This is a genomic window from Rhodoferax sp. RT5P35 (assembly GCF_056521385.1).
This window is the reverse complement of sequence record NZ_JBWMAX010000357.1, coordinates 1-1034: the sequence shown is the minus strand read 5'-3', so window position 1 is coordinate 1034 and position 1034 is coordinate 1. Positions and strand designations below refer to the sequence as shown.

At 60.4% G+C, this 1034-nt stretch carries 1 protein-coding gene; it reads left to right on the top strand.

From position 1 onward, the window contains the following. A partial coding sequence (locus AC097L_RS26305; RefSeq protein WP_479589629.1) for a type IV pilus secretin PilQ occupies positions 1 to 1034 on the top strand: 1034 nt, incomplete at both ends.

The following is a 1034-nucleotide window of genomic DNA, read 5'->3' as shown; positions in this document are numbered from 1 at the left end:
AGGCCCTGCAAATCATCATGGACTCCAAAGGCCTGGGCATGCGCAAGTCGGGCTCGGTGCTGTGGATAGCGCCCAAGGACGAAATCGACGCCCGTACCAAGAAAGACCTGGAATCTGCCGCCTCCATGCAGGCGCTCGAGCCCTTGGTCACCCAGTCGTTCCAGCTCAATTACGCCAAGGCGGGCGACATCGTCACCCAACTCGGCGGCTCAACCACCGGAAGCAACAGCAACATGCCCCGCTTCCTCAGCTCGCGCGGCACCGTGATTTCTGAGCCCCGTACCAACCAGATTTTTGTCAACGACATCCCCAGCCGCATCGCTGCGGTGCAGGACCTGATCAAAAAGCTGGACATCGCCGTGCGCCAGGTGCTGATCGAGGCCCGTATCGTGGAAGCCTCCGACACCTTCGGCAAATCTTTGGGTGTCAAGCTCGGCAGCACTGCGGGCAGCTCCACCACGGCGGGTGTGGCCGCCGGCAGCGTAGGCTTGTCGGGCAACACGCGTTTCACCGTGGGCACCAGTTACAACAATGTTGTCGCCAGCAACGGCTCCAGTGGCTCGGCGGTCGATACCACCAGCAACTTTGTGAACATGCCTGCAGTGGGCCAGGGCGGCTACGACGCAGCCGCCTTTGCCCTGTCGATTTTCAGCAGTGCTGCCAACCGCTTCCTGAACCTGGAAATCTCGGCCCTGGAAAACGACGGCAAGGGCAAGCTCGTGTCCAGCCCGCGCATCGTCACCGCCGACCAGACCAAGGCGCTGATCGAGCAACGCACCGAGTTCCCCTACCAGCAAGCCACCTCCAGCGGTGCCACCTCCGTAGCTTTCCGCAAGGCGAATCTGAAGCTGGAAGTCACCCCCCAGATCACCCCCGAGGGCAACATCATCCTCGACCTGGACATCAACAAAGACAGCCGTGGTGAGACCACCTCGGCCGGTATTGCCATCGATACCAAACACATCAAGACACAGGTTTTGGTAGAAAACGGCGGTACAGTGGTGATCGGCGGTATCTTTACATTGGACGAAACC